Genomic DNA, 18,401 nt, shown 5'->3' with positions numbered 1-18,401 from the left:
AACCCTCTTTCCGCGATGCACCTCAATCCAAAAACAACAAAAGGGGACACCATGAACATGCTCGACCTGAAGCGCCTACACCTCTGCGCGGCGATGGCCGTGTGCTTGCCACTGGCCGCGCCGGCCCATGCCGGGGATGCCTTTCTCGAACAGGCGCGCGCGTATACCCGCGACGTCACCCAACCCGGCCAACCCTGGACCGGACCCACCAGCGGAGCGCCCGCGCAGTCGGGCAAGAGCATCGTCTTCGTTTCCGCGGACCAGCGTGACAGCGGCCCGCGCGGTGTCGGCCAGGCGGTGCAGGAGGCGGCCAAGGCCATCGGCTGGAGCTTCCGCTCGATTGACGGCCAGGGCTCCATCTCGGGGCGCTCGGCCGCCTTGAACCAGGCCATTGCCCTCAAGCCCGACGGCATTGTGCTGGGCAGCGTGGATGCCAACGAGCAGGCACAGTTGATCAAGGATGCCAGCAGCCGGGGCATCCGCGTGGTGGGCTGGCATTCGCTGTCCAGGCCGGGACCCGCACCGGCGGCGGGACTGTTCACCAACCTGGCGACCGACCCGCTCGACGTCGGCAAGGCGGCGGTGATGTACGCCGTCGCGCAGTCCGACGGCAAGGCCGGGGTGGTGATCTTCACCGACTCCACCTACGAGATCGCCATCAGTAAATCCAATGCCATGGCCGAGCTGGTCAAGCAGTGCTCGGGTTGCCAGTTGCTGAAAATCGAGGACGCGCCCCTGGCCGATTCGGCGACACGCATGCCGCAACTGACCACCACGCTGTTGCAGCGTTTCGGGGCGAAATGGACCTATGCCTTGTCGATCAACGACCTGACGTTCGACTTCATGGCGCCGGCGTTGCAGCAGGCCGGCTACGCCGCGGACGGGCCGTTGCTCGGGGTCTCGGCCGGCAATGGCAGCGAAACCGCCTTCCAGCGCATCCGGACCGGGCAATACCAGAGCGCCACGGTCGCCGAGCCGGTGTCCCTGCACGGCTGGCAAGCGGTCGATGAGCTGAACCGGGCTTTTGCCGGGCAGTCGCCGAGCGGCTTCAGTGCGCCTGTGCACCTGGTCGTGGCGGGCAACATCGCCACCGATGGCGGTCCCCGCAACCTGTATGACCCGGACAACCATTATCGGGATGTCTACCGCGGCATCTGGGCCGGTCAATAACCTTATCCCTTCATGCAGACCCGGCCTGGTCCGCGTGGACCGGGCTTTCCATCCCGCATCACCCCGAAAGAGGCAAGACCATGACCAAGACGTTCTGGCCGGAAGGTGTCCGGCTCGTGATATCGGTTTCCATGCAGTTCGAAGCGGGCGGCGAAGCCCCCTTCGGCGCGATGGGACCGTTCAGCAACATGTTCGGCATGAAGGACGGCTATCCGGACTTCCCCACCCAGTCCTGGTACAAGTACGGCTACCGCGAGGGTATCCAGCGGATGCTCGACCTCTGGGACAAGTACGCCATCAAGGTCACCTCGCACATGGTCGGCAGTGCGGTGGACCGTTCTCCTGAGGTGGCGAAGGAAATCGTTCAGCGCGGCCACGAAGCGGCTGCCCACGGGCGTGACTGGATCCCGCAGTACGACCTGTCGCTGGAGGATGAGCGCAAGTTCATCGCCGACAATATCGACAGCATCATCAAGGCCACTGGCGTGCGTCCGGTCGGCTACAACGGCGCGGCCATGCGCGGCACGCCCAATACCCTCAACCTGTTGCAGGACCTGGGCTTCGAGTACCACATCGATGATGTCAGTCGCGACGAGCCGTTCCTGATTCCGGTGCGGGGCAAGGATTTTGTCGTGGTGCCCTATACGATGAACCTCAACGACATCATTCAGTTCGAGGGCTACCAGTACAGCGTCGACGCTTTCGAGCGCCAGTTGCATGACGAGTTCGACCAGCTTTACGAAGAGGCCGGCAGCCGTCGGCGGATGATGTCGATCAGCACCCATGACCGCATCGCGGGCCGGCCGGCGCGGGTGCGCTCGCTGGGACGGTTCCTCGAATACGCACTCAGGCAACCGGGCGTGGTGTTCATGCGCAAGGATGAAATCGCCCGCTTTGCGGCGTCGAGCGCGGACACCGTGCGCGATATCAACGAGTACGATGTCTGGGCCAGGAAGCTCGGGCTGAGCGCCTGACAGGGCAGGGGGCTGCCGGTACGCAGCCCCTTTTCACACCAGGTCCCGCGACGTCAGCAGGTGAACGCCCTGGGGCCCGGAGCACACGGCCTCGATCATCACCCGGGCAATATTGGCCGGCGGGTTGATCCACAGGCCGCGTGGCAGTATCGGCCGAAGCAGGGCCGCCAGGGGCATTATCAGGCGTTCGGCGGGGCGGAACTCTTCGCGGCTGCCGCCAATCATGCCCGGGCGAATGATCGTCAGCGAACGCAGGCCGATGCCCTGGATATCGCGTTCCAGCTCACCTTTGACCTGGCAATAGTAGAGCGGTATGGACAGCGAGGCGCCGGGCGAAGAGATGATCGCGCAGGCCTTCGCACCCAGTGCCAGGGACCATTCGGCAAACTTGATCGGCAGCACGTAGTCGACCTCTCGGAACGCTTCCTTCGAGCCGGCCTTGGCGATGGTCGTGCCCATCGTGCAGATCATCGCGTCGATCGACAGCCCGGCGATGTCGGCAAAGGTCTGGTGCAAATCGGCCGACACCGGGTTGAGGAGCCTGGGGTGCATCGCCAGCGCCCGGCGCGTCGGGGCGATCACCTGTTCGATCCGTTCATTGGCCAGCGCCTGCTCCAGCACGTGGCGGCCGACCTGGCCCGTTGCCCCGAGAATCAGTACCTTCATCGTGATTGCCTCTGTGTTCAGCGCGCGACGGGGCGTGATGCCGGGACGTTGTCGTGAAAGATCGAGCCGTAGTAGGCATGACCGCTGCCGAGGTGGGGGCCGAAGGCGAAGCCTTTCTCCAGCATCACCTGCATGTCGGCCTCGGTGATGCGCATCACATAGCTGTGTTCGGTGGTGCTCAGGACGCAGTCGGCGCCCTGGGCTTCGCGCAGATTGAACCACTTGCCGGGGGCGGCGTGCCCGCTGGGAAACGAATGGCCGGCGTACTCCACGCGCCATCCGCCGTCGAGCAGGATCCAGTAGTCGGCTGCCGGTGCGTTGGCCTGGGCGCTGCTGGCAATGACCGAACCTTCTTCGGCTTCCCATTCTCGCGAATGATCGATCACCCACTGCAACTGGTCGCTCGACAGCGCCGTGAAGAACGGCGTGTGCCGCAGCAGATGCAAATACGTGATGGAAGGTTTCATGTTCATTTCCTGCGTGGCGTCGGGTTTCGGTGGGGTTGCGCACGCCGTGAGGGTGATCGCCGCGAACAGCCCGAAGGTGGCGATCCCCAGGCACCTGCGCAGGGCTGCGGGGATGGTTGACGGTCGAGGGCGCATGGCGTGTTTCCTGGCGCGGTGGGCAAACGGAGGCCATGGTGGATTGTTTTTTCGCAGAGATAATTACCGCGAAACCGACAACATAATTCCATTTTCCTCAACTATCGGGCTCAAGGGGGACGACGGGGCGATCGGCTTTTCTGATGCGTGTTTTTCAACGCCAACTGATCCTATCGGCGCGCTACGAAATTCCGTATAACTGGCTCTATCCGACACTGGCAGTCACGGGATTTCGTAGGCATGAGCGACACTGACTTCCTGGCTGGCTGGGCCGACCTGGCCTATTCCTCCCGACACATGGTGTTCGAGCACTGCGCCGAAGCCATTGCCCTGCTCAATCCTTATGGCGACCGTTTCGGCGACCTGAACATCGCCACCTGCCAATTGCTCGGCTATCCCCGCCAGGAACTGCTGGAACTGCCGGTCAGCAAGCTGTTCGGCCATCAACTGGCGGACCTGATCGTCTTTACCCAGGCGGTGATGGACAAGGGGCGGGGCTGGACCGACGGGCTCAGTTGCAACTGCAAGAGCGGCGAGCGCATCGAACTGGAAGTCTCCGCCACCGTTCTCCAGGTCAAGGGCCAGCCGCAGTTGATCCTGGTGCTGCGCGAGCAAAGCCGGCAGCGCTACCATCGCGACCAGGCCGATACCGAACGCACCATGCGCGGCGGCCTGATCGAATGGCGCAACATCATGAACCTGTTCCAGGAAACCGAGCGTGACAAGCAACTGCTGCTCAGTTCGGTGGGGGACGGTATCTACAGCATCGACAGCGAAGGGCTCGCCACCTTCGTCAATCCGGCCGGCGCGCGCATGCTGGGGTGGGCCCCGGAGGAGATGATCGGCAAGAACATCCATCGCATCCACCACCACACCCACGCCGATGGCAGTCACTACCCGGTCGAAGACTGCCCGATCTACAAGGCGGTGCACGACGGCCTGGTGCACGAGGGGCGTCAGGAGGTGTTCTGGCGGCGCGACGGCAGCTCCTTCGCGGTGGAGTTCACCAGCACGCCGGTGATCAGCGACAGTCGGATCGTCGGCGCGGTGGTGGTGTTTCGCGATATCACCGAGCGTCGTACCACCGAATTGCAACTGCAGAACGCCCTGGCCGAACTGCAGGCACTGAAGCAGCGACTCGAGGAACAGAACGCCTACCTGCAGGAAGAAATCCATATCGAGCACAACTACCGGGATATCGTCGGCCAGAGCGAGCCGATCCTGAAGATCGTCCGGCAGATCGATGTGGTAGGCCCCACCGATGCCAACGTGCTGATCCACGGCGAGTCCGGCACCGGCAAGGAACTGATCGCCCGGGCCATTCACCAGGCCAGCCGGCGTCGCGAGCAGCCGCTGATCCGGGTCAACTGCGCGGCGATTCCGGCCGAGCTGTTCGAGAGCGAGTTCTTCGGCCACCTGCGCGGCGCCTTCACCGGGGCGGTGCGCGACCGGGTCGGACGCTTCGAGCTGGCCGATGGCGGCACCCTGTTTCTCGACGAAATCGGCGAGATTCCCCTGGAGCTGCAGAGCAAGCTGCTGCGCGTGCTGCAGGAAGGGCAATTCGAGCGGGTAGGGGAAGAGCGCACCCGTAGTGTGGATGTGCGCATCATTGCCGCGACCAATCGCGATCTGCGGGTTGAAGTGCAGGCCCGGCGTTTTCGCGAAGACCTGTTTTTCCGGCTGAACGTGTTTCCCGTCCATTCGCCGAGCCTGCGGGAGCGCCGCTCCGATATTCCCTTGCTGGCCTCGCATTTTCTCCAGCTGATCGGGACGCGGCTGAACATGTCCGGGCGACGCCTGAGCAAGGGCGACATGGCCCGCCTGCAGGCCTATGACTGGCCAGGCAATATCCGCGAGTTGCAGAACGTGATCGAGCGGGCGCTGATCACCGCCACCGGCGCCGAGTTGAATATCGACCTGCCCGGCGCGGCGGTGTCCGGCCAGGCGCCGGCGTCAGAACACCTGCGGCCCATCATGACCGAGCAGCAGTTGCGTACCCTGGAGCGCGACAACCTGTGCGCGGCGCTGGCCGCCTGCGGTGGCAAGCTGTTCGGCAAGGATGGGGCGGCCGAGCTGCTGGGGATCAAGCCGACCACGCTGGCCTCGCGCCTGAAGAAGCTGGGCATTGCCTAGGCCTGGTCCGTTGACAGGCTCCGGACCACCGGTATTCCCTGCTCCGGGTGTGAAGTGAATTTCGTCACCGGCCTCTAATGGCTCCGGGGGATTGTCGCTAGTGTCACAGCGAAATCGCGATCCCAGGAGCAGGACATGCCGCCAATCGTTCGTCGAGACTTCCTCAAAGCTGCGGTGGCCATGCCGGTGCTGGCCGCCGGACTCATGCACGGCGCCGCCGCCACCGCCGGCGACACCCCGTCGGCAGCCGGGCACTTTGACTATGTAGTGGCCGGCGCGGGCCATAACGGCCTGGTCTGCGCCGCCTATCTCGCCAAGGCGGGCTACCGGGTCCTGGTACTCGAAGGAGACGCGCTCATCGGCGGCGGCTGCAAGACCACCGAACCGCTGCTGCCGGGGTTCAGGGAAGACCTGTGCTCCAGCGCCCATGGCGCGATCCTCGGCAACCCGCTGATCCGCGACCGGGAACTGGACCTGGCGCAATACGGCTATGAACTGCTGTATCCGGATGTGGTGCTGCACTATCCGTTTCTCGATGGCGCGTCCTTCACCGTGTTTCGCAATGACGTCGAGCGCACCGCCGCGACCATCGAGCAGGTGTCCCGCAAGGATGCCCGGACCTTCCGGCGCGCGGCAGCGGTACGGGCGGGACTGGCCGCGATGCCGGCGGAAGCGGCGGCGGCTTCCCGTGACGGTCTGTACCTGCGCCGGCTCGGCGAAATGACCGGGTTCGCGGCTGCCCGGGCCGTCTGGGAAAGTCCCCATATGCAGGCGGCGGCCTTGTCCGGCGGTCGTTTCTTCGGGCCGATGGGCAGCGACTACGGCACCGGCAGACAGGCGTTCTCGATGCTCGATCATCTCAGGGGCCGGCCGATCCCCAAGGGCGGTTCGGGAATGTTGAGCGTGGCGCTGGGCCGCTTTATCGAAGCCCACGGCGGGGTCATTCTCACCCGCAAGTCGATTGTCCAACTGGTCATCGAGCAGGGCGCGTGCAAGGGCGTCGAGTGCGCCGACGGCACGCAGTACCGGGCCGACAAGGGGGTGGTGTCCAGTATCCACGTCAAGCACCTGATCGACATGGCTCCGCGCGAATTGTTTGGCGATGCCGTGCTCGACGGCGTCGACCTCATGCAACCGGAACTGGCCATGTTCCAGTTTCACTTCGCCTTCACCGAGGAGCCTGCCTATGCGCTGGCCTCCGGCGGGACCATTGCCAGCTGTGAAGCCGCGCTGATGGAAGACCCCGCGAGTATCTTCACACTGACTCCGGACGACGCCCATGGCGAGCTGAACATTGCCGATTATCCGCTGCAGGTCTGTCATCCCTCGGTCTTCGATCCGACGCGGGTGCCGGCCGGGCGGGGGTTGCTGAAAATCGAAGGGTGCATGCCCTACGCCCTCAAGGGCGGGGCGCAGCACTGGGACGATATCAAGGATCAGGTCGCCGATACGCTGCTGACGCGCTACCTGCGCTACACGACCAACCTGAGCAAGGACAAACTGCTCGGCAGCTTCCTGCTCAGCCCCCTGGACATCGAGCGGATCAACCCTGCCATGTGGCGTGGCGGCGCGCATCATTTCGACAATCGCGGGGGCAACTTCGCCCCCTGTCGCCTGGGTATCCCCGGTCTCTATCAGACCGGTGCCTGCACGGCACCCGGCGGATCGATCAGTGGTCTGCCGGGACGCAACACGGCGCAAGCGGTCTTGCAGGACCAGGGCCGCAGCCTGAAGGAGGTCGTCGGCACGCCCGCGGTCTCCTGAGCGGCCGTTGCTGAGCAGTTTTTCGAACATGAAGCCCTGGAAATGATTGAAGTGATCATAAAAATGATTGCTTGCGCATATCGGGGCTTTGTCATACCGTGATTGTGACTGAATTAATCACAATGATGACTGATTCGGTCAGGCTTGCTCAGCAGCGCCCCTATAAAAATAAGGAGTACCCGCATGGCCCAGTTTCCCATCAAGCGGTCGATCGAACGCGTTCCGGGCGGCATGATGATTGTCCCCTTGCTCATCGGCTCCCTTGTCGCCACGTTCCTGCCCGACATGCCGAAGTTCTTCGGTTCCTTTACCAATGCGATGTTTACCGGGGCCCTGCCGATCCTGGCGGTGTTCTATGTCTGCATGGGCGCGAGCATCGACGTCAAGGCCACGCCCTACCTGCTGAAAAAAGGCGGCGTGCTGTTCGGCACCAAGGTCGGCACCGCCATGCTCATCGGCATCGTGATGGGGCATTTCCTCGGTGAGCAGCCGATCACCTCCGGATTGTTTGCCGGACTCTCGACCCTGGCGGTCGTGGCGGCCATGAACGATACCAACGGTGGCTTGTACATGGCCCTGATGGGGCAGTACGGGCGCTCCGAAGACGTCGGTGCGTACTCGGTGATGTCGCTGGAGTCCGGTCCGTTCCTGACCATGGTGACGCTCGGTGTCGCCGGCTTGTCGGCCTTCCCCTGGCCCACCCTGGTGGGCGCGATCCTGCCGCTGCTGCTGGGCATGTTGCTGGGCAACCTTGACCGCGAAATGCGCGACTTTCTCGCCAGGGCCGTGCCGGTGATGATTCCGTTCTTCGCCCTGGCCCTGGGCGCGACCCTGGACCTGCATAAAGTCTGGCAAGCCGGGTTGCTCGGTATCGCCCTGGGCATCGCGGTGGTCGTGGTCACCGGCATCCCGCTGTACTTCGCCGATCGTCTGTCGGGCGGCACCGGCGTGGCAGGGGCGGCGGCGGCGAACACGGCCGGCAATGCCGCGGCGGTGCCGGCGCTGATCGCCGCGGCGAATCCGGTCTACGAACAGGCGGCCGCCAGCGCGACCTTGCTGGTGGCGTCCTGTGTCGTGGTGACGGCGATCGTCTCGCCGGTGCTGGTCTCCGCCATCGCCAAGCGGGTCAAGGGCCGAACGGCCGATGAAACCCGGCCCCAGGCAACGGACGGGCAGGGAGCCCCACGATGAGCATGCTGATCATCGCCGACGACCTGTCGGGGGCCGCCGACTGTGCCATCGGCTTTGTCTGCGCGGGCCTGCGAACGGTGGTGGCGCTGAATCCGGCACAAGTCACGGGCGATGCCCAGGTCATCGCGGTGGACACCGACTCGCGTCGCCTGCCGGCCGGGGAGGCGGCCGAGTGCGCCAGCGCCGCGTACCAGGCGCTGATCCGACCGGGGCAACGGTTGTACAAGAAAATCGATTCGACCTTGCGCGGCAACTGGGCGGCCGAGGTCGCGGCGCTGCAGCGACGGGCCGGCCTGGCAATCGTCGCCCCGGCATTTCCGGCCACGGGGCGCACGCTGCGCGATGGCCGCGTACTGGTCAACGGTGTTCCCCTGGAAAACACGGACACCTGGCAACTGGAAAATGCCGGTCGCCCTGCGGATGTCGACGGCATGCTCGTGGCCGCCGGGCTGAGTACCGCCCGGGTGGGAATCGAGCGGTTGCGTGGCCAGCCGGTACAACTCGTCCGGCATCTGCATGAACTCAGGCGCCAGGGTATCCAGGCGCTGATCGTCGATGCCGAAACCAGCGACGACCTGCGCATCCTTGCCGACGTGACCCTGCACCTGGAACCACCATTTTTCTGGGTCGGCTCCGGAGGCCTGGCCCGTGAGATCACCCATCTGCCCGAGCTGCTGCAAGCCTCGACGCCAGCCGCGGCGACCTTGCGCAATGGCGCGGGGCCGGTGCTGGTCATGGTCGGCAGCCTGTCGGCTGTTTCCGAGCGCCAATGCGCGGTGCTCAAGGCCCGCAGCGCGATAGCCGAGCTGATCGTGCCGTCCGCCGTGCTGCGCCCGGGCCCGGCGTCCGACGCGTGGTCCACATGGGCCACGCGTATCGCCCGGCACCTTGGCGGTGGCGAGGACCTGCTGCTGCGCATCGGGCGCGACGAAGCGTTCGACCCGGCCGAAGGCGCGCACTTGTCGAACATGTTGGCGGCCATGGTCAAACCCGGCTTTGCCCAGGTCTCCGGGCTGGTGGCGACAGGCGGGGAAACCGCCCGCGCGATGCTCATGGCCGTCGGCATCGAGAGTCTCGAACTGGTCACGGAAATCGAAGCCGGGGTCGCCGTGGGCCGCCCCCTTGCCATGGAACACGGCCATCGCCCGGGCATCGTCACCAAGGCCGGGGCCTTCGGCAGCGAACAGGCTCTGTATGCCGCCTGGCTTCATTTGAGCGCGGACAGCGGGTCCGGCGCTCCACTTCATGCATTGAAAGGATCAAGGTCAGTCTTATGAGCAACTATCTTCCCGTTATCGGTCTTACCATGGGCGACGCCGCGGGCGTCGGGCCGGAAATCATCGTCAAGAGCCTGACCCATGACATCGTCTACCAGCAATGCCGACCGCTGGTGATCGGTGATGCCCGCCGCCTGGAACAGGCCAATCGGATCGTCAACGGCAGTGCCAGGGTCCGACGTATCAAGGACGCCAGCGAAGCCCTGTACCAGCCGGGCACCATTGATTGCATCGACCTGGACCTGATTCCCGAAGACCTGCCGTTCGGGCAGTTGTCGGCGGTCGCCGGCGATGCGGCCTATCAATACATCGCCCGTGCCGTCGAACTGGCGCAGGCCAGGCAGATCGACGCCATCTGCACCGCGCCGTTGAACAAGGAAGCGCTGCATGCCGGCGGTCACAAATACCCCGGCCATACCGAATTGCTCGCCCACCTGACCCACGTCGACGAGGTGTCGATGATGCTGGTCGCGCCGCAACTGCGGGTGATCCACGTGACCACCCATATCGGCATCATCGATGCGATCCGCAAGATCGAGCCGGGCCTGGTGCAACGGACCATCGAGCGCGGCAACGCAACGCTGATCAAGGCCGGCATCGCCAGGCCACGTATCGGTGTCTGTGGTATCAACCCCCATGCCGGCGAGAACGGCCTGTTCGGTTATGGCGAGGAAGAAGAGAAAATCATCCCGGCGGTGCAGGTGTTGCAGGCGCGCGGTTTCGACGTGACCGGCCCGCTGCCGGCCGACACGCTGTTCTTCCGTGCCGGGCGGGGCGACTTCGACCTGGTGGTCGCGATGTACCACGACCAGGGACATGGCCCGGTCAAGGTGCTGGGCCTGGAGGCGGGGGTGAACGTGACCGTCGGCCTGGAAGTGGTGCGCACTTCCGTCGATCATGGCACGGCGTTCGACATCGCCGGCAAGGGCATCGCAGACGAACGCAGCCTGCTCGAAGCGCTGCGCCAGGGAGCCGAGCTGGCGACGCGGCGATAAGCCGCCCGGCACCTTATCCCGGCATGAGGCCGTGCGGCACCCCGGGGTGCTGCCAGGCTATGGGTGGCTGGCCACGACGGTCTCCACCGTGACCATGTCCATTTCCCGGAACGGCTGGAGTTCCACTTCATCGCGCGATGAGGTGATCAGCCGCCATTCCCGCTCCAGTGGTGTCCAGTGCTGTTGCCGCGCCCGGCCCAGTTTCTCCGAGTCGGCCAGGACAAACACCTCGGCCGCGCGCCGGATGACGCATTCTTTCAGGTAGGCCTGCTGGGCACTGGCTTCGCACAGGCCGAATCCGGCCACGACACCATCGGCACCGAAGAATGCCCGGTCCACGCTGAGCCGGCTCAGTGACAGTTCGGCCAGCGGGCCGAGCGTGCTCATGCTGGATTCGCGAAGCTCACCGCCAATCAGGGTCAGCCTGGCGCCAGGGACATTGGCCAGCGCCATGACGACCAGCAGGTTGTTCGTCACCACGTGGATGTCCTGGTGGGAATACAGATGCATGGCCAGGGCGACGCAACTGGTCCCGCTGTCCAGGAAAATCGTGTCGCCATCCTGGATATGCAGCGCCGCGGCCTTGGCGATGGCGTCCTTCTCGTCGCGGCGAGCGCTCTTGCGTTCTTCCAGTGAAGCTTCCGGTTCATGCACGCCGATCAGCGCGGTGGCGCCACCATGGGTGCGGACCAGCAGGCGCTGTCTGGCCAACAGGGTCAGGTCACGGCGCACGGTGGCTTCGGAGGCGCCCAGCGCTGCGCTCAACTCTTCGACGTTGGTGTCGCGCGTTCGAACCATATCGAGAATAGTACGGTGGCGTTCGGCCGGCTTCATGAAAGATCTCGCTCAATGATGGGTTCCGATATTACAGGACAGTCTGTCGGTGACTCATCTATTTTGCGTTCGGGGCCGGCCGCCCGGCCCGTGCGCCTGCTGTCGAAAGGCATGCGCACGGGCCGGTTGCCGAGACGCTTCAGCCCTGGCGGAAAACCTGCAGGATCTGTTTGTACTCCATGAAGTCATCCAGGCAGGCCAGGCCGCCCAGACGACCTTGCCCGCTGTTCTTGAAACCGCCTTCCTCGAACTCGACCTGCATGCCGGCCCAGTCATTGATGCAGATATGGCCGGCATCGAGCTGGCGGGCGACGCGAATCGGCCGATTGACATCGCGACTCCAGATACAGGCGCTGAGCCCGTATTCGCTGTCGTTGGCCATGGCCACTGCCTGCTCCTCGCTGTCGAACACTTGCAGCGTCTGCACCGGACCGAAGACTTCCTCGCGCGAGATGGCCAGGCCCGCGGCCGGCACCTCCAGCAGCGCCGGGCGGTAGAACGCGCCGCCGCCCAGGGGGCCCTGGCCGATCAGGCCGCCACGCACGATTGCCGTCGCTCCCTCTTCGAGGGCGGCCCTGACCTTCAGGTCCACCCGTTCGGCTGCCTCGCGGTCGATCAATGGGCCCATCTGGCTGGCCGGGTCGGCCGCAGGGCCGGGTTGCACGGCCGAGAGGCGTTGCGCGAGCAGGTCCTTGAGCTTCTGTGCGATACCCCGCTGCACCAGGATGCGGCTGCCGGTCACGCAGAACTGACCGGCAAACACGGTCGAGGAGGCGACGATGGCCGGTACGGCCGCTTCCAGGTCGGCATCGTCGAATACCAGGTGCGGTGTCTTGCCGCCCAGTTCCAGGCCGATGCGCTTGAAATGCGCGGCACCGGCCGCGGCGATCAGGCGGCCGGTCGAGGTGCTGCCGGTAAAGTTGATCACCGGTACGTCAGGGCTGTCGACCAGGAACTTCGCGCCCTCGGCACCGCTCTCGATAAAAATGTTGATCGCACCCCGGGGAATCTCCGGCACGCTGGCCAGTATCTGCGCCGACAGCCAGGCACTCTGCGCGGCCTGGGCCGGCAGCTTGACGACCGCCGTACAGCCGGCGGCCAGCGCCGGGGCGAGAGCGCGGATCAGCAGGAAGGCCGGGGAGTTCCACGGCACGATCAGGCCTGCCACGCCCACGGCCTGGCGCAACGCCATGGACTGGGTGCCGGGGCGCGGTTCGGCCACCCGGCCAAACGTGTGCAGGGCCAGGCCGGCGGCAAAACGCAGGGCACGGACGATCTGCATGGCCTCGAAACCTGCCTCGATTTTCAGCTTGCCGTTCTCCGTGGCCAGGCAGTCGATGATCTCCTGCGAGCGCTGCTCGTAGGCATCGGCCAGGTGACTGAGGGCGGTCGAGCGGCGCATGGCATCGACCTTCCAGTCGCTGTCGAGAAACACCTGCCGGGCGGCGGCCACGGCCTGTTGCGCCTCGACCAGGCCACCATCATGGAATGTGGCGAAGGCCGTGCCGGTGGCCGGGTTGATGCTGTCGCGCAGTGGCCCGCTATCCATCCATTGGCCATTGATCCAGTGCTTTGCCGGCTGTGTCATCTGAATACCCTTGAAGTGTTTGAGGAGGGAGAAAAAGAGCGTTACGGGGCGCCCGTCCTTTCCCGCGAGCGTCGGCTGGCGGGAGGCGCGTCGGGCCGGCAGATCGGCCCGAGGGCCGGGTGTGTGGGCCCGGATTGCGGCGTCGGCTCAGCCCGGGTAGGCGGCGTGGCGCAGCGCGGTCGGGAAGTCGCCGCTCATGCCGGCGACCGCGGTATTGGTCAGGGTCACGACACTCAGGCGTTGCACGGGGTCGACCCAGAAATTCGTGCCGTAGACGCCGGCCCAGTTCCAGCTGCCGGCATTGAGCGGCAATTTCGCCGCCAGCGGATCTTTCAGTACCGCGACCCCCAGGCCCCAGCCGAAACCCGGGCCGGCGGCTGCCACCGACAGGTCGCCGATGGTGTTGCCGGTCATGGCCGCCATTGTCTGCGGGCGGATGATCCCGGCACCGCCGGTGCGGATCGCTTCGACGAAACGCAGGTAGTCCCTGGCAGTGCCGACCATGCCGACGCCGCCGGAAGCGAAGGCGTCGGCATCGAAGGCCCGGCTGGGCGAATAGACAATCGCACCGGGGCCGAAGGGCAGGGAAAAGGGCTCGCCCATGGCTTCGGGGCGAGGCAGCGCATCACCATAGGGGGTTGCCAGCACGGTGCCGGGCGCGGCGACGAAACGGAGACTGGCAATGCCCAGCGGCGTGGTCACGATCTGCTCGACCGCCTCGGGCAATGTCATGCCGGTGACACTCTCGATAACCGCGCCGAGTACATCGATGGCCACCGAGTAGTGCCAGGCGGTTCCCGGCTCGAACAGCAAGGGGGCCGAGGCAATGCGGCGCAGATTCTCTGCCAGGGTCAGACCGCGGGCGTCCAGTCCGTCGGAGACCCCGAGCCGATGGTAGGGGCCGTCCGGTGCTTCGAGAAAACCGTAGGACAGGCCTGCCGTATGGGTCAGCAGATGGCGCACGGTGATCAGCGGCTCGCGTCCGTCCGCGAGCTTGGGCCGAAAGTCGGGGAGCCAGCGGGTCAGCGGATCATCCAGGCCGAGCCGGCCCTGGTCGACCAGGGCCAGGGCCGTCACGCCGACGATGGGCTTGGTCATCGAGGCCAGGCGACAGACTTCTTCCTCTTGCATGGGCCGGCGCTGTTCCCGGTCGGCAAAACCGGCCGCGCGCTGGTAGACGATTTCCCCGTCTTTGGCGGCGATGACCGTTGCCCCGACAATCCGGCCGCGGTTCACCGCGTCGAGGATAACCGCGTCCATCGCCCGGGCCCGGTCCCACGTCGGTCGGGGTGTCGCCGCCAGGGCCGTGGAAAGGGACCCGGCGAGGGCGGCACCGAGGCCGCCCACGGAGGCGCTGACGAGTAACTGGCGACGTGACAGACCCTGGGAGGTCGGGGCGTTCTGGTGTGTCTTGGAGTCCATGCGGATTCCTGTCTCAAACAGAGTGGTGTGGTTGCGCGTCACTCTATATATTTACTGTAAGGGTGATAACTTGTTGGTTTGGTGATTCAGTTTTTATCCAGAGTGAGAAATAAAATGCTTGATCGTATTACCGGCATGCAGATTTTCTCCCAGGCCGCGCACCTCGGCAGCCTGTCGGCCGGTGCCCGGCAGATGGGGGTGTCGCCGGCGATGGCGACCAAACATGTGGACGCGCTGGAGAGGCGTCTGGGTGTGCGGTTGTTTCATCGCAGTACGCGAAAACTCACCCTGACCGAGGCGGGCCAGCAGTACCTGGACGCCTGCGGTCGCCTGCTGCCCGACCTCGAGGACGTGGAGGCGGCGATCGCGTCGCAGCGGGTGGAGGCGACCGGGTTGTTGCGGCTCAATACGCCACTGTCTTTCGGTGTGCGCTTCGTGGCGCCGTTGTTGCCGGAGTTTTATCGCCAGCACCCGGGCGTTACCGTGGACCTGGGGCTCAATGACCGCGTGGTGGATCTGATGGAGGAGGGCTGGGACCTGACGATCCGCGTCGGGGTGCTCAAAGACAGCCGCCTGGTGTCGCGCAAGCTGGCCGACAGCGCCATGGTCGTCTGTGCCGCGCCGGCCTACTGGGATCGCCATGGACGGCCCGCGCGCTGGGCGCAATTGCACACGCACAATTGCCTGAGTTTTACCTTGTCGGGCCTGTCCCGTCCTGATGAGTGGCGATTCGGCAAGGAGGCTGACAGGCGGGTGGCGGTCAAGGGCAGCCTGCGCACCAACAACGGCGACGCCCTGGTGGCCGCCGCCACCGCCGGCCTGGGGGTGCTGTACGAGCCGGAGTTCATCGTCACGGACGCCATCCGCCGGGGAGAGCTGGAGCCTGTCACGCTGGACGCGCCCCCGGCCGACCTGGGCGGGATTCACCTGGTGCGTTCGTCCGACCGTACGCCACCGGCGAAGGTCCGGGTGATGATCGACTTCCTTGTCGAGGCGTTCAACCCGCAGGCACCGTGGGCGCTTCCCTGAGGTCGTTCGACGGAGATCAGTCAGGCTTGCTCTCGGCCGCGTCCAGGCCGGCAGCCGGGAACGCCCGGGCCGGCGTCGATCGACGTTTGCCCGGCAGGGTCTCGCGCAGGAACAGGCCGGCCAGCAGGCCAATTCCCAGGCTGCCCAGTGCCAGCAACAGGGTTTTCTCGATGCCGTAGTGCTGCGCGATGAAACCCGCCAGTGCCGGCGCGACCGCCCCGCCGAACAACTCCGCGGCACCGACCACCAGCCCGGTCGCGGTGGCGATCTGCGCCGGCGACACCGACTCGCTGGTCAGCGGTCCGTTGATCACGCAAATCATGCTGAAGTTGAAGAAGGTGGTCATGAACAACAGGCCGAACAACTGCAGCGGTTCGGCCCCGGTGTTTATCAGCAGCCACAGCGACAACGCGGTGGCCACGAACGACAGCAGCAACACCGGCTTGCGCCCCAGGCGATCCGACAGCGAGGGCATGATCATGTCCCCGGCGAAGCCGCCGAAGCCGATGGCGGACATGACGAACCCCATCTGCGCGAGGCTCAGGTGCAGGTAGTCGGTCAGGTAGTTGGCGGTCATCACACTGACGACAAACAGGCAGGTCAGCGCGCAGCACATGCAGATGATATTCAGCGGCATGTTGCGGTGGCGCAGGACGGTCAGCCAGCGGTGTTTTTCGACGGGTTGGGCGGCGGTCGTCGCGACCTCGGCGGCCTGGGGACGGGTTTCCTTCAGGTTGCGGTAGATCAGCCAGGCCAGGACGAAACCCGGCAGCGCGACGATGGCAAAGACCCAGCGCCAGGACGGCACCACGGTGAGCAATTGCGTGGCGATGATCGGCGCCAGCCCCAGCCCGAGCAGGGGAAAGAAGCCCAGCTGGATGCCCATGTTTCGCCCCCGGCGCAACGGATGGGAGACCTCGGCGTTGGTGGCGATCGAGGTGGTGGTGAATGCCCCTTCGGCAACGCCCATGATCGCCCGGATCAGCAGCAACGAGGCGATGCCCGTCGCCAGGCCCGACACGCCGGCCAGCAGTGAGAAAACGATGAGCGAGGGGATCAGCACCTTGCGTCTGCCGTAGGTGTCCGAGATGCGCCCGATCAGGATCGAGGACAGCGCCCAGGCCAGGGCCAGCACCGCCGAGATATTGCCCAGGTCCTGATAGTCCAGGGCCAGGTCCTTCATGATCGCGGGGAACAGCGGCAGGATGATGAAACGGTCCAGTCCCACCAGGCCGAAACCGAAGGCCAGGAGCAGGACGGCCTGCCATTCGTAACGCGAGTCCCATGCAGTCTTGTGGTTATTCATGGTTCGGGTTTCCAGATTCGAGGATGAGGCATGCCCGTGGCCGGGGAATGTCCGGGGCCAGGAGCGCTGAGGGCACTGCGGTCTAGAAGTAGAACAACGCATCCATGCTGGCGGTCAGCTGATCGCGGTCGCGACCATTGCCGAAGGGGTGGTCCTGGCGGTTGCCGTCGAACCAGTCGTAACGCAGCTCCGGGCGTAGCGAGAGGTAGCGGTTGACGTCGTAGCGAAAGCCGGCGGTGAGGGCGTTGAAGTCGCCACGGGCACTGCTGACCGGGAACAGGGCGAAACCGTCGGGGTCGCTGAAGTGCTCGCCGCGCAGCGAGAACGCCAGGTCCTTGCGGTAGCGGTAGGTCACCACCGCGTTCGCGCCCCACCAGCGGGCACCGTCGAAACCCGGGCCGTTGACGATATCGATGGTCTGCGGCCGACCGTCGCCGGCCTGATGGCCATAGAGCACTTCGGCGCCCATCGACCAGTGCGCGTCGAACTCGTGCCAGCCGTTGAGCGAGTGCTGCTGCTTGAGTTGGCCGCTCGGCGAGATCAGCCGCTGGATCGGTGCCTGGACGTCTTTGTTGCTGCTGTTCTGCTCGTTGCCGACGACGAACTCATAGTCGATCCAGGTTTTCATGTCCGGCGTGCGCCAGCGCACCGCGCCCGTCAGCGATTTGCTGTCGTTGTTGTCACGCAGGTTGTTCCAGCCTTGCACCACGCCCAGCTCGACGCCCAGGACGCCGCTGTCGTTGTTCATCAGGCGCGTGCCCATCAGTACACCGGAAAAGGTGCCGGGCTCCGAGACCAGGGCATAGGTCTTGGTGGCGAAGGCATTGCGCGCCTCGCGGATGTCCGGCGGGATTTCGTAGCCGATCCCCGGACCGAAGATCCCGGCCATGACAGTCAGTCCGGTGCCGATCGGCAGATACGCGGTGGCGGCCAGGTTGGGCACGGCGAGAAAACGTTGCTTGTCGCGCTGGGCCTTGGCCGGATCGTTGTCGCCCGGGGCGTTCACTCCCCAGTGCATGTCCCAGCCGAAGGTCCTGGCGAACTGGGCATTGCGCCCGTAGTTGCCCTCGAAGGTGAAGCCGAAGGAGAACTTGTCGGGTGTCGGACCGGGCAGCGGAGTGACCCGCGGGATCATGTTCGAGTCCAGCGGCTTGTCGATGAACAGGCGCAACGAGCCGAACTCCAGGCCTTCGTCGCCGGCGCCGATCAGCGGGAAGTTGCTCATGCCGTCCTTGCGTTCGTCCGCCGTGGAGCGGTTGTTCCTGGAGTAGGTGGTTTCCGAAAGCCCCGAGACGACGATCCCGGTCTGTTTTTCCAGGCTGTCGCCGAAAAGCGCGGTAAACAGGGCGCCTTCGCCACGGTCCTCGGACGGTGCGGCATGGGCGGTGAGTGTTACGCAGGCGGCCAGGGCCGCACCAAGCTGAGCGATCTTGATGATATGCATTGCCTT

At 65.3% G+C, this 18,401-nt stretch carries 15 protein-coding genes; 8 read left to right on the top strand and 7 right to left on the bottom strand.

The features are described 5' to 3' along the window. Positions 1-51: 51 nt before the first annotated feature. A complete protein-coding gene (locus ACL9RJ_RS15125; protein ID WP_017128792.1) occupies positions 52-1,170 on the top strand; it encodes a substrate-binding domain-containing protein in 1,119 nt (372 codons plus the stop codon). An 80-nt stretch (positions 1,171-1,250) separates the two neighbouring features. Then, positions 1,251-2,144 carry a polysaccharide deacetylase family protein gene (locus tag ACL9RJ_RS15120; RefSeq protein ID WP_017128793.1) on the top strand — a complete coding sequence of 298 codons (894 nt, stop codon included), beginning with the start codon at positions 1,251-1,253 and terminating at the stop codon, positions 2,142-2,144. 33 nt (positions 2,145-2,177) lie between these two features. On the opposite strand, the gene ACL9RJ_RS15115 is transcribed toward ACL9RJ_RS15120, so the two are convergent. Further along, the gene (locus ACL9RJ_RS15115; protein WP_177086398.1) at positions 2,178-2,810 is read right to left on the bottom strand and encodes an NAD-dependent epimerase/dehydratase family protein; all 633 of its coding nucleotides are present in this window, start codon (positions 2,808-2,810) and stop codon (positions 2,178-2,180) included. 17 nt (positions 2,811-2,827) lie between these two features. Next, a complete protein-coding gene (locus ACL9RJ_RS15110; RefSeq protein WP_017128795.1) occupies positions 2,828-3,277 on the bottom strand; it encodes a hypothetical protein in 450 nt (149 codons plus the stop codon). A gap of 375 nt (positions 3,278-3,652) precedes the next feature. Between ACL9RJ_RS15110 and ACL9RJ_RS15105 the strand changes: the two genes are divergently transcribed. The 5 genes from ACL9RJ_RS15105 (at position 3,653) to pdxA (ending at position 10,772) form a co-directional block, all read left to right on the top strand. Then, a complete protein-coding gene (locus ACL9RJ_RS15105; protein WP_177127693.1) occupies positions 3,653-5,545 on the top strand; it encodes a sigma 54-interacting transcriptional regulator in 1,893 nt (630 codons plus the stop codon). 135 nt (positions 5,546-5,680) lie between these two features. Beyond that, positions 5,681-7,309, top strand: a complete 1,629-nt coding sequence (locus ACL9RJ_RS15100; protein WP_422765419.1) for a phytoene desaturase family protein — start codon at positions 5,681-5,683, stop codon at positions 7,307-7,309. Positions 7,310-7,492: 183 nt separating this feature from the next. Beyond that, positions 7,493-8,500, top strand: coding sequence for a 2-keto-3-deoxygluconate permease (locus tag ACL9RJ_RS15095; protein ID WP_017128798.1), 1,008 nt, complete (start codon positions 7,493-7,495; stop codon positions 8,498-8,500). After that, complete coding sequence (locus ACL9RJ_RS15090) at positions 8,497-9,777, top strand: four-carbon acid sugar kinase family protein (protein ID WP_017128799.1); 1,281 nt, start codon at positions 8,497-8,499, stop codon at positions 9,775-9,777. Before ACL9RJ_RS15095 ends, ACL9RJ_RS15090 begins: the two co-directional genes overlap by 4 nt. Then, complete coding sequence (gene pdxA / locus ACL9RJ_RS15085; RefSeq protein WP_017128800.1) at positions 9,774-10,772, top strand: 4-hydroxythreonine-4-phosphate dehydrogenase PdxA; 999 nt, start codon at positions 9,774-9,776, stop codon at positions 10,770-10,772. The genes ACL9RJ_RS15090 and pdxA overlap by 4 nt, the downstream gene beginning before the upstream one ends. 57 nt (positions 10,773-10,829) lie before the next feature. Here pdxA and ACL9RJ_RS15080 read toward each other — a convergent pair whose 3' ends face one another. The 3 genes from ACL9RJ_RS15080 to ACL9RJ_RS15070 form a co-directional block, all read right to left on the bottom strand. Beyond that, positions 10,830-11,606: a DeoR/GlpR family DNA-binding transcription regulator gene (locus ACL9RJ_RS15080; protein ID WP_017128801.1), complete on the bottom strand. Its 777-nt coding sequence runs from the start codon at positions 11,604-11,606 to the stop codon at positions 10,830-10,832. 139 nt (positions 11,607-11,745) lie between these two features. Continuing rightward, the gene (locus ACL9RJ_RS15075) at positions 11,746-13,194 is read right to left on the bottom strand and encodes an aldehyde dehydrogenase family protein (protein WP_422765417.1); all 1,449 of its coding nucleotides are present in this window, start codon (positions 13,192-13,194) and stop codon (positions 11,746-11,748) included. A gap of 147 nt (positions 13,195-13,341) precedes the next feature. Continuing rightward, a complete protein-coding gene (locus ACL9RJ_RS15070; RefSeq protein ID WP_422765416.1) occupies positions 13,342-14,616 on the bottom strand; it encodes a serine hydrolase domain-containing protein in 1,275 nt (424 codons plus the stop codon). A gap of 114 nt (positions 14,617-14,730) precedes the next feature. Here ACL9RJ_RS15070 and ACL9RJ_RS15065 point away from each other — a divergent pair, with 114 nt between their 5' ends. After that, positions 14,731-15,645: a LysR family transcriptional regulator gene (locus ACL9RJ_RS15065; protein WP_017128803.1), complete on the top strand. Its 915-nt coding sequence runs from the start codon at positions 14,731-14,733 to the stop codon at positions 15,643-15,645. Between the two features lie 16 nt (positions 15,646-15,661). On the opposite strand, the gene ACL9RJ_RS15060 is transcribed toward ACL9RJ_RS15065, so the two are convergent. Together ACL9RJ_RS15060 and ACL9RJ_RS15055 are read right to left on the bottom strand one after the other, a co-directional pair. Then, positions 15,662-16,951: an MFS transporter gene (locus ACL9RJ_RS15060; protein WP_422765415.1), complete on the bottom strand. Its 1,290-nt coding sequence runs from the start codon at positions 16,949-16,951 to the stop codon at positions 15,662-15,664. Between the two features lie 82 nt (positions 16,952-17,033). Next, the gene (locus ACL9RJ_RS15055; protein ID WP_017128805.1) at positions 17,034-18,395 is read right to left on the bottom strand and encodes an outer membrane beta-barrel protein; all 1,362 of its coding nucleotides are present in this window, start codon (positions 18,393-18,395) and stop codon (positions 17,034-17,036) included. Positions 18,396-18,401: the final 6 nt, after the last annotated feature.

The organism is Pseudomonas sp. Mn2068 (assembly GCF_049319725.1).
Lineage (GTDB): Bacteria > Pseudomonadota > Gammaproteobacteria > Pseudomonadales > Pseudomonadaceae > Aquipseudomonas > Aquipseudomonas gingeri.
Note: the sequence above shows the minus strand (reverse complement) of the source record. Positions and strands in the feature narration are given on the sequence as shown.

Excerpts from the sequence above, each read along its gene's own strand:
- ACL9RJ_RS15075 (WP_422765417.1), bottom strand. The coding sequence starts at position 13,194 with ATGACACAGCCGGCAAAGCACTGGATCAATGGCCAATGGATGGATAGC.
- ACL9RJ_RS15100 (WP_422765419.1), top strand. The coding sequence starts at position 5,681 with ATGCCGCCAATCGTTCGTCGAGACTTCCTCAAAGCTGCGGTGGCCATG.
- ACL9RJ_RS15090 (WP_017128799.1), top strand. The coding sequence starts at position 8,497 with ATGAGCATGCTGATCATCGCCGACGACCTGTCGGGGGCCGCCGACTGT.
- ACL9RJ_RS15060 (WP_422765415.1), bottom strand. The coding sequence starts at position 16,951 with ATGAATAACCACAAGACTGCATGGGACTCGCGTTACGAATGGCAGGCC.
- ACL9RJ_RS15065 (WP_017128803.1), top strand. The coding sequence starts at position 14,731 with ATGCTTGATCGTATTACCGGCATGCAGATTTTCTCCCAGGCCGCGCAC.
- ACL9RJ_RS15125 (WP_017128792.1), top strand. The coding sequence starts at position 52 with ATGAACATGCTCGACCTGAAGCGCCTACACCTCTGCGCGGCGATGGCC.
- ACL9RJ_RS15120 (WP_017128793.1), top strand. The coding sequence starts at position 1,251 with ATGACCAAGACGTTCTGGCCGGAAGGTGTCCGGCTCGTGATATCGGTT.
- ACL9RJ_RS15105 (WP_177127693.1), top strand. The coding sequence starts at position 3,653 with ATGAGCGACACTGACTTCCTGGCTGGCTGGGCCGACCTGGCCTATTCC.
- ACL9RJ_RS15115 (WP_177086398.1), bottom strand. The coding sequence starts at position 2,810 with ATGAAGGTACTGATTCTCGGGGCAACGGGCCAGGTCGGCCGCCACGTG.
- ACL9RJ_RS15070 (WP_422765416.1), bottom strand. The coding sequence starts at position 14,616 with ATGGACTCCAAGACACACCAGAACGCCCCGACCTCCCAGGGTCTGTCA.
- ACL9RJ_RS15055 (WP_017128805.1), bottom strand. The coding sequence starts at position 18,395 with ATGCATATCATCAAGATCGCTCAGCTTGGTGCGGCCCTGGCCGCCTGC.
- ACL9RJ_RS15095 (WP_017128798.1), top strand. The coding sequence starts at position 7,493 with ATGGCCCAGTTTCCCATCAAGCGGTCGATCGAACGCGTTCCGGGCGGC.
- pdxA (WP_017128800.1), top strand. The coding sequence starts at position 9,774 with ATGAGCAACTATCTTCCCGTTATCGGTCTTACCATGGGCGACGCCGCG.
- ACL9RJ_RS15080 (WP_017128801.1), bottom strand. The coding sequence starts at position 11,606 with ATGAAGCCGGCCGAACGCCACCGTACTATTCTCGATATGGTTCGAACG.
- ACL9RJ_RS15110 (WP_017128795.1), bottom strand. The coding sequence starts at position 3,277 with ATGAAACCTTCCATCACGTATTTGCATCTGCTGCGGCACACGCCGTTC.